The sequence below is a fragment of the Pseudomonas protegens genome, assembly GCF_003732485.1.
Taxonomy (GTDB): Bacteria; Pseudomonadota; Gammaproteobacteria; order Pseudomonadales; family Pseudomonadaceae; genus Aquipseudomonas; species Aquipseudomonas protegens_B.
Genome location: NZ_MOAK01000033.1, coordinates 566 through 9,965, shown reverse-complemented (window position 1 = coordinate 9,965; position 9,400 = coordinate 566). Strand labels below are relative to the sequence as shown.

7 protein-coding genes are annotated in these 9,400 nt (G+C 62.7%); 6 read left to right on the top strand and 1 reads right to left on the bottom strand.

Annotation, left to right across the window (positions count from 1 at the left end; all coding sequences use genetic code 11):
- The 5 genes from BLX41_RS05330 to BLX41_RS05310 form a co-directional block, all read left to right on the top strand.
- Positions 1-242, top strand: a 242-nt coding sequence (locus BLX41_RS05330; protein WP_185073401.1) for a peptidoglycan-binding domain-containing protein, incomplete at its 5' end; no start/stop codon positions are given.
- A 154-nt stretch (positions 243-396) separates the two neighbouring features.
- Entirely contained in the window at positions 397-2,022 is a 1,626-nt protein-coding gene (locus BLX41_RS05325; RefSeq protein ID WP_311197421.1) for a peptidoglycan D,D-transpeptidase FtsI family protein, read from the top strand.
- Between the two features lie 23 nt (positions 2,023-2,045).
- Complete coding sequence (gene mrdA, locus BLX41_RS05320; RefSeq protein ID WP_123724055.1) at positions 2,046-3,956, top strand: penicillin-binding protein 2; 1,911 nt, start codon at positions 2,046-2,048, stop codon at positions 3,954-3,956.
- Positions 3,957-4,029: 73 nt separating this feature from the next.
- Complete coding sequence (locus BLX41_RS05315; RefSeq protein WP_123724054.1) at positions 4,030-6,378, top strand: penicillin-binding protein 1A; 2,349 nt, start codon at positions 4,030-4,032, stop codon at positions 6,376-6,378.
- A gap of 147 nt (positions 6,379-6,525) precedes the next feature.
- The gene (locus BLX41_RS05310) at positions 6,526-6,957 is read left to right on the top strand and encodes a hypothetical protein (protein ID WP_123724053.1); all 432 of its coding nucleotides are present in this window, start codon (positions 6,526-6,528) and stop codon (positions 6,955-6,957) included.
- A gap of 220 nt (positions 6,958-7,177) precedes the next feature.
- Here BLX41_RS05310 and BLX41_RS05305 read toward each other — a convergent pair whose 3' ends face one another.
- Positions 7,178-7,534 carry a DUF6572 domain-containing protein gene (locus BLX41_RS05305; protein WP_259744443.1) on the bottom strand — a complete coding sequence of 119 codons (357 nt, stop codon included), beginning with the start codon at positions 7,532-7,534 and terminating at the stop codon, positions 7,178-7,180.
- A gap of 535 nt (positions 7,535-8,069) precedes the next feature.
- Here BLX41_RS05305 and BLX41_RS05300 point away from each other — a divergent pair.
- Positions 8,070-9,400 (top strand): methyl-accepting chemotaxis protein (locus BLX41_RS05300; RefSeq protein ID WP_404942742.1); only part of this gene is annotated, 1,331 nt, incomplete at its 3' end.

The following is a 9,400-nucleotide window of genomic DNA, read 5'->3' as shown; positions in this document are numbered from 1 at the left end:
CTGCTTGCCTGTCCGAAACAGCCACGGCTTCCCCTTTGGGAGAAGAAGTTGTGGGTAGATTGCAGCAGGCCCTGACAGCGCGAAATTATTATCAGGGAACAATAGATGGCGTGGTGGGGGAGAAAACCGAAGAAGCCATCTTTCTGTTCCAGATGGACTGTGAACTTCCGTTAACCGGCAGTATCAACTCGCCGATCCTGCAAAGGCTGGATATAAGGCCGCCCTTGTGGTTATCGGAATAAGTGTGTGGTTTGAAGGTCCGGTACAGGGAAACGTAATTGTTTCGCTATCAAAGGTCAGTGGCTGGAAAGTGGTTTTATTCTTATGGCTTTAACCCATAGCCCAGCGTCTGGTTATCCGTGGCGATTCAGGCTGGCTGTTGTTCTGGTGGGGGTGATGGCCGCAATTGTGTGCGGCCGGATCATTCAACTGCAGATCGCCGACAAGGCGTTTCTGATCAAGCAGGGCGATGCCCGAAGCCTGCGCTCTGTGGCTATCCCGGCCTACCGAGGCTTGATCACCGATCGCCATGGGCAGCCTCTATCCGTCAGCACGCCGGTGACCACGGTCTGGCTCAACCCCCGGGAGCTGATGGGCGAGCAGGGCCACTGGGCTGCGCTGGCCCAGGCGCTTGACGTGCCACAGAGCCGGTTGAGCTCGATCATCCTGCGCAACCGGCAGAAAGAGTTTGCCTACCTGCATCGGCGCGTTGCTCCCCAGGTGGCGGAGCAGATGATGCAGGCGGTGCAGGCACTCAAGGTCACGGGGGTTCATACGCTGCAAGAGTCCCGCAGGTTTTATCCGGCGGGCGCCTCCATCGCGCACGTCATCGGCTTTACCGATATCGACAACCGCGGCAGCGAAGGGCTCGAACTGGCTTATGAGAGTGTGCTGCGCGGGCGCGATGGCAAGCAGTTGGTGCTCAAGGATCGCCGTGGCCACTTGATCGAGGACCTGGGGGTTTCGCGCCTGGCCAGGCCCGGGCAGGCACTCGCGCTGTCTGTGGATCTGCGCCTGCAATACGTGGCCGATCGAGAGCTGCGCGAGGGCATTGCCAGCAATGGTGCGGATGCCGGCAGCGTGGTGATCATGGATGTGCGCACCGGCGAGATCCTGGCCCTGGCCAATCAGCCCAGCTACAACCCGAACAATCGCTCTCGGGTGACGCCGTCGATGATGCGCAATCGCGCAGTGGTCGATGTATTCGAGCCGGCTTCAACCCTGAAGCCGTTCTCGGTGGCCGCCGCGCTGGAAAGCGGGCGCTGGAAGCCGGGGGACAGGGTGCACGTGGCAACCGGCACCTTGCGGATCGGCCGATACACCATTCGCGATGCTTCCAGGACCGCGGGTGAAACCCTGGACCTGACCGGCATCCTGGTGCGTTCGAGCAACGTTGCCATCAGCCAGGTGGCCTTCGATATCGGCGCACCGCGGATTCATGACCTGCTGCACCGGGTGGGCCTGGGCCAGGAGACGGGCGTAGGGTTCCCCGGTGAACAGACCGGGGTGCTGCCCCTGCGCCGGGAGTGGCGGCCCAGCGAAACCGCGACGCTGGCTTACGGCTATGGGGTGTCCGTTACCGCGGTACAGCTGGCCAGGGCTTACGCCACCCTGGTCAACGGTGGTGTCCGGGTGCCCGCTTCACTGCTGCGGGTTTCTGCCGTGCCCAAGGGCGTCCAGGTGATGCCGGCCAGCGTGGCCAATACCGTGAAAGACATGCTGGTGCAGGTGGTTGAAGGCCCCAGGGGCATCTATCGGGCCAAGGTCCCTGGCTATCACGTGGGCGGAAAAAGCGGCACCGCGAAAAAAACCAGCCAGGGTGCCAAGGGCTATCTGGCCAGCTCCTATCGCGCCATGTTTGCCGGCTTCGCCCCGGCGGCAAACCCCAGGTTCGTGATCGTGGTCGTGGTGGACAACCCCAGGCACCACGGCTTTTTTGGCGGGCTGGTATCCGCCCCGTTGTTCAGCAAGATCATGTCGCAGACTCTGCGCCTCAATAACGTGGCTCCCGATGATATTTGAAGCCTATGCAGCAAGAGTTGCCCATGCCGCAAATCAGTAACTTCAATCACCAGCAAACAGAAGACGCCATCGTCACCAAACGAATAATGGCAAGTGCCGTGCTGGTGGTTCTGCTGACCGCGGCGCTGGTGGTCAGGCTTTATTTCCTACAAGTGACGCAACATGAGTACCAGGTTGCCGTTGCGGAAAAGAACCGCGTGCACATCAGGCTCATCCCGCCAGAACGGGGGCTTATCTATGACCGCAATAACGTGGTTCTGGCCGATAACGTAGCCAGTTTCAACTTGACCCTGACCCGTGAACGCGCCGGGGATGTCGGTGTTGTCCTTGGCCATCTGGCGCGGATTCTGCAATTGCCCGAAGCCGAACGCAGCCGGGTCGAGAAGGAACTGCGCCGCGCAAGAAGAGCCTTCGAGCCCGTGACGCTGATGCTGGACCTGACGGAAAAACAGATCGCGCAGGTGGCAGTCAATCAGTTTCTGTTGCCCGGTGTCGAGGTCCAGGCGCAGTTTCTCAGGCAGTACCCCCAGGGCGAGCATTTTGCCCACTCGGTGGGGTATGTCGGGCGGATCAACGAGCAGGAGTACAAGCGCCTCGATCCGGCCCGATACCTGCGCAGCCAGTTGATCGGCAAGACCGGGATCGAGCGTTTCTACGAAGATGCCCTGCATGGCCAGATGGGGTTTGAAGAAGTGGAGACCAATGCCCAGGGCCGGGTGATGCGGGTGCTGCGCCGGCACAACCCGATTGCCGGGCAGGACATCGTCCTGACCCTGGATGTGCGGCTGCAAGGTGCGGCAGAGGAGGCGCTGGGGGACCGCCGGGGCGCGGTGGTGGCCCTGGATCCGGCCACGGGGCAGGTGCTGGCAATGGTCAGCCGGCCGAGCTTCGACCCCAACCCCTTCGTCAAGGGCATCTCTGCGCCAGGCTACGCCGCCTTGCGCGATTCCGATGACATGCCGCTGTTCAACCGGGTGTTGCGCGGGCTCTATCCCCCGGGCTCGACCATCAAGCCCATGGTGGTGGTGGCGGGTCTGGACAGCGGCGTGATCACCCCCACCAGCCAGGTGTTTGACCGGGGTTATTTCGAGCTGCCCAACTACAAGCACAAGTACCGCAACTGGAACCGGGGCGGCGAAGGCTGGGTGGACATGTACGACGCGATCATGCGTTCCAATGACACCTACTTCTATGACCTGGCCCACAAGCTGGGGGTCAGAAGGCTGCACAGCTACCTCAGCGAATTCGGCCTGGGGCAAAAGGTTTCGATCGACATGTTCGAAGAGGCAGCGGGATTGATGCCGTCCCCTGAATGGAAGCGCGCCACTCGCCGGCAACCCTGGTTCCCCGGGGAAACCCTGATTCTGGGCATCGGCCAGGGCTATATGCAGGTCACGCCCCTGCAACTGGCCCAGGCCACCAGCCTGATCGCCAATCGGGGGATCTGGCACCGGCCGCACCTGGCGCTGGCCGTCGGCGGCCAGGCGCCGGTCGACCCCAGGCCCATGCCGAACATCGTGCTCAAGGATGCCCATTCCTGGGATCAGGTCATCCAGGGCATGCAGATGGTCATGCACAACCCCCGTGGCGTAGGCCGCGCAGCAGCCAGGGGCGCGCAGTACCGCATTGCCGGCAAGAGCGGCACGGCGCAGGTGGTGGCGATCAAGCAGGGCGAACGCTACAACCGCAACAAGACCCATGAGCGCCACCGGGACAACGCGCTCTTTGTCGGCTTCGCCCCGGCCGAACAGCCGGCCATCGTGGTGGCGGTGATGATCGAGAACGGCGAGGCCGGGGCCCGGGTGGCCGGCCCTGTGGTGAGGAAAGTCATGGACGCTTGGCTGCTCGATGCCAGTGGGCATCTGCAGCCGCAGTTCGCCGCACCGGTATCCAGCGACAAGCGCGCAAACATCCTGACGGTAAACGCCAGCTAGGCGCGCAGGAAATCAGCCAGGGCTCCAGGGCCCGTCAGGTTCACATTCAAAACGGTAAGCGAGGAAACAGCGGGTGCGAGTCATTGAATATCTGGGTTGGAGTGTGCTCGCGCTGGTCAGCGTGGTGCTGCTGGCCGCAAGCGCCACCTATCTGTATCTGCAACCCCGGCTTCCCGATGTCGCGGCCCTCAGGGACGTGCACCTGCAAGAGCCCCTGCAGGTCTTCACCCGGGATGGAAAACTCATCGCCGAGTTCGGTGAAGTGCGGCGCATACCCCTCGCCAGCGCGGACATACCCCCCGACTTTCGAGCGGCCTTCATGGCCGCCGAGGACGGCAACTTCTATCACCACCCCGGGGTCGACCCGGCCGGGTTGCTGCGGGCGGCGTTCGAGTTGCTCAAGAGCGGCCACGTTCGCTCCGGCGGCAGCACCATCACCATGCAAGTGGCGAAGAACTTCTTCCTGAGCCGCGAGCAGACTTTTTCACGCAAGCTCAGCGAAATTCTCCTGGCCCTGCAGATCGAGCGCAGCCTGAGCAAGGAGGAAATCTTCAACCTGTATGTCAACAAGATCTACCTGGGCAAGCGCGCCTATGGCATCGCGGCGGCCGCCAGAATCTATTACGGCAAGCCGGTGGCGCAGCTGAGCCTGGCTCAGGTGGCGATGATTGCCGGGCTGCCCAAGGCGCCATCGCGCTACAACCCGATCAACAACCCCGCCAGGGCCAAGCAGCGCCGCGACTGGATTCTGGGGCGCATGCACGCGTTGGGCAGCATCGATACGGCCAGGTATCAAGCTGCCCTGGCGCAAGGGGTAGACGCCAGCTACCACGCTCCGGAACCCGAGATCGATGCTCCCTACATCGCCGAAATGGTCAGGGCGCAAATGTTCCGGCGCTTTGGCGATGAGGCCTACACCCTGGGCCTGCGGGTAGTGACCACGGTTCCCGGTTCATTGCAGGCGTCGGCCACTTCCGCGCTGCGCAAGGGCTTGAAGGTCTATGACCAGCGCCATGGTTACCGCGGCCCTGAGGGGCATTTCGCAGGCCGGGCCAGCAGCCAGTGGCCCGAGCGACTGAAGGCTTATCCAGCGTATGGCGGCTTGCGGGCGGTGGCGGTGACCCAGGTTTTCGAGCAAAGCATCAGCGTGGTGGATGACCGCGGCCAGGAGCACTCCGTGCCCTGGAGCAGCATGAAATGGGCACGCCCCTATCTGGGCCACAGCGCCCTGGGGCGCCAGCCGATGCGCCCGGCCGAGGTGGTCAAGGTCGGGGATGTGATCCGTGTCGACCCCGAGCACGATCCGCTGCTGAGCTTCAGCCAGGTGCCCAGGGCCCAGGGCGCGCTGGTGTCGATCGCCCCGGAGGACGGGGCGATCCAGGCGCTGGTGGGCGGTTTTGATTTTCAACAAAGCAGCTTCAACCGCGTGCTGCAGGCCAGGCGCCAGCCGGGTTCGAGCTTCAAGCCCTTCATCTACTGCGCGGCGCTGGACAGCGGCTACACCCCGGCGACCCTGGTCAACGACGCCCCCATCGTCCTGGGGGGCGACTACTCCGGCCCGGTGTGGCGCCCGCAGAATGAGAACCGGACCTTCCTGGGGCCGATTCGCCTGCGCGAAGCCCTCAACCGCTCAAGGAACATGGTCTCCATACGCTTGCTGCAAGCCATGGGCGTGGACAAGACCATCGACTACATCGCCCGTTTCGGGTTCGACCCCCAGGACCTGCCCCACAACCTTTCCCTGGCCCTGGGCACCGCGTCGGTCACGCCCATGGAGGTGGTCGCGGGCTGGAGCGCCTTTGCCAACGGCGGCTACAAGATCAGCCCGTACTTCATCGAGCGCATTGAAGACCCCAAGGGCCAGATCGTCTTCCAGGCCAGCCCGCGTTCGGCCCCCACTGTACAGCGGCCAGCCCCCGAGGCGGTGGCCGAGCAGATAGTCGACAGCCGCACCACCTACCTGCTCACCAGCCTGCTGCAGGACGTGGTCAAGCGCGGCACCGGCCGCGCCGCAGCCGCCATGCAGCGTCCGGACATCGCGGGCAAGACCGGCACCACCAACGAGGCCAAGGACTCCTGGTTCACCGGTTACAACGGCCACTACGTCACCAGTGTCTGGGCCGGTTTCGACCAGCCGCAGAGCCTGGGGCGGCGCGAATGGGGCGTGACCATCGCGCTGCCGATCTGGATGGACTTCATGACGGCGGCGCTTGAGGGAACGGCGCCTTACTCCCAGCCGGAGCCGGATGGCATCGTGACCCGCCGGATCAACCTGGAAGACGGCAGCGCCGCCAGCGCGCAGGCGCCGGGCACGGCGATGGAGGTGTTCAGGAGTGACAACCTGCCGCCGGTGGGCGCGGGAGAGGGGGCAGCTGTCGACGGCGCTGCGGACATGCAGCGCACGATGCAGGAACTGTTCTAGTGGCCGGGCCGGGCCCCGATGGCGAGAACCGCCCGGCGATTTTCCAACAACCGTTGCGTAATGGATAGTTGGCCATAGGATGTGCGCGTTCCCGATGATGATCGGGCCCCATCGTCGTGATCCTTTACTCAGTTTCAAGGTTGCTGCATGAATCCGGATGACTTCAAGACATTCAATATCGGCTCAATTGTTCGGGCCACTCAAAGCTCTGCTGCGCTCAAACACCAACTCGGATTCCTGATCAGGGTTCTGGAGGAACTGGATATCCAGTTCTCCGACTGCGAGCAGGATCCTCTGCGCCTGGCGAAAGCCTATGTTGCCGGGGAAATTCCTGCTGAGCGCTGCAAGGCGCAGGCTGCACTCTGGTGGACAAAAATCGATGAGCAAGGGGCAATACGAGGGTTCAAGGACCGGGAGGTATTGAAGGCACGACTGGCCATTTGTCTGCTGTCGAATGATGAGGACGATATTTCCGTGTTGGGAGATAACCTCTCGTGGTTTCTTGAGGTGTTGGGTTTCTTGAATGTGGAACCGATGAAGCCAATTGAAATGATGAGAGAGTATTTCGAGTTCGAATAGAAGTTCATTCGCGCCCGGCTCGCTCTCGGTGCCCTGGCCGGCAGCCTGACGACAGGCAAGACCCCATGCGTTTTGCTGGCTCCCCCCGTCACGCTGGCGGGGTGCTCGACGCGTTTTCAATGAGCAGCATGTGGATTTCATTGCGCTTGATCGGGCGCTGATCCTGCCTGCACAAGGTGTTCCTGCGCGCGGCTCAATCGGCGAGCGCGCAGGGGGCGAGCTACAGGCTGGAAGCCTCTTCGTTCACTTTCAGCTCGAAATCGAAGCCGATGCTCCGTTCATGGAGGATCTCGGTAATGCGTTTGAAAAACCAATCGACTTGCTCGGGCAGTTCGTGCAAACCCAGTACCCGGATAATCAGGTGCTTGCCGCAGGCATCGGGAATTTCGCTGTAGATCTCCTCACTTTCGATAAAGGTGATGTAGGTGTTGATCTTCTCTTGCAGCAGGAGCAGGTGTTCGCTGTGTGCCGCTTCGTCACCCCATTCGAGGGGGTCGACCATGATCAACAGCAGGCTGTCGGGCGCGGATTTGGGGATGGCCCAGATATCGATGACTTTTGGATTGGTGATGGACATAGCTGATCCTTCAGAACGTGGGGGCGGCGGCATTATAGGCCGTAGTGATGAGTTTCTTCAGTGGGCAATCGGTGGTCGCAGTTCCGGCCCGAGGGCGAGGCCAGGGTGGGCTGCCGGGTCTTGCCCCGTTCAGGCGCAACCTGATCGAGCGGCGGCGTGCTCTTTTCAACAGCGGTCTGATCGGCGGTAGTGACAAAACGCCATCATCTGCTATGGCTTGTTAGGCCCCCCCGTGGATAGATGCCGGGCTCCAGGTGCCATTGCCCAGAAGAATCGACACGGCGCGGGCCGCGTTATTCGACTTAACGGATGCTCACCCGCCAAGGGGGACATGGGCGCAGGAGGACCGAGTGGGGCCTGCGATCCCGACAGGCCTGGATTGACCCGAGTGAGCCTCGACGTTGCCGTGCCGGGTGGGCCGCTCATCCAGTCGTCGGCTTGTTTACAGCTCTCTGACACTCAGTCGATAGCGTGGAATGACAGCAGGGAAGCACCGACCATTCTATTAGAGGGATAAAAAATGAACGTCAGGACAATGAATCTTGCTCCAAGGTCTGCCGCCTTTTTCTCGCTCATTGTCCTGGTGGTGTTCGCCCTGGGCATTGTTGCGGTGCTGCAAATGGGCAAGCTGCGAGACGCGGAGCAGGATGTCGAGACCAACTGGATGACCAGCATCCGCGAGATCGGCAAGATGAAGACCGGCGTCTTGCGCATGCGTCTGGAAAGCATCCGCATCACCGTGACCACCGACGAACAGCAGCGCCAGACCCGCATCGCCTCGTTGAGCGGTTATCGATCCAACCTGCAGAACACCATCAACCAGTACGAACCCCTGATCACCGGGCCGGCGGAGCGTGAGCTGTACCAGGTTGTAGCGACCGATGTGCAGGCCTACTTCAAGTTGGTGGACGAGCTGGAGCCGCTGCTGCGCAGTGGCGACAACGCCGCGGCCATCACCCTGATCAACACCCGCATCAGCCCCATGACCAACGCCATGCAGGAGAAGATGGACAAACTCTCGGACTTCAACGACGAGGGCGCGAGGCAGGCGGGGATCACTGCCGCGTCGGTCTATAGCGGCGGCCTGACGCTGGTGCTGGTGTTGATGGGGGTGACGGTGGTGCTCACCGTGGTGTTGGCGGCGGTGCTGACCCGCAGCATCACCGCGCCCATCAGTGACGCCCTGGCCGTGGCCGAACGCATTGCCGGCAGCGACCTGTCCCGGGAGATCGGCGTCAGTGGTCGCGATGAAGCCGGCCGCCTGCTGGCCGCCCTGGCGCAGATGCAGACCAACCTGCGGGAAACCATCGCCCACATCGCCGATTCCTCCACCCAACTGGCCTCGGCCTCGGAAGAAATGACCGCAGTGACCGAAGACGCCAGCCGCGGGCTGGTGCGCCAGAACGACGAAGTCAGCCAGGCGGCCACCGCGGTGACCGAAATGAGCGCCGCGGTGGACGAGGTGGCCCGCAACGCCGAAGCCGCCGCCCAGTCGTCCCGCGAGTCCATGGAGTTCACCCGCTCCGGCATCGAGAATGTGGCCCAGACCCTCAAGGCCATCGAAGGCCTGGCCGGCAACGTGGCCAGCACCGGCGAGCAGGTCAAGGCGCTGTCCGGCCGCGCCCAGGACATCAGCAAAGTGGTGGAAGTGATTCGCGCCATTGCCGAACAGACCAACCTGCTGGCCCTCAACGCCGCCATCGAAGCCGCCCGCGCCGGCGAGCAGGGCCGCGGCTTTGCGGTGGTGGCCGATGAAGTGCGGGCCCTGGCCCATCGCACCCAGCAGTCGACCCGGGAAATCGAACAGATGATCAGCGCGATCCAGGCCGACTCGACCCAGGCGGTGAGCGCCATGAACGTCAGCGC

Excerpts from the sequence above, each read along its gene's own strand:
- BLX41_RS05325 (WP_311197421.1), top strand. The coding sequence starts at position 397 with ATGGCCGCAATTGTGTGCGGCCGGATCATTCAACTGCAGATCGCCGAC.
- BLX41_RS05310 (WP_123724053.1), top strand. The coding sequence starts at position 6,526 with ATGAATCCGGATGACTTCAAGACATTCAATATCGGCTCAATTGTTCGG.
- mrdA (WP_123724055.1), top strand. The coding sequence starts at position 2,046 with ATGCCGCAAATCAGTAACTTCAATCACCAGCAAACAGAAGACGCCATC.
- BLX41_RS05305 (WP_259744443.1), bottom strand. The coding sequence starts at position 7,534 with ATGTCCATCACCAATCCAAAAGTCATCGATATCTGGGCCATCCCCAAA.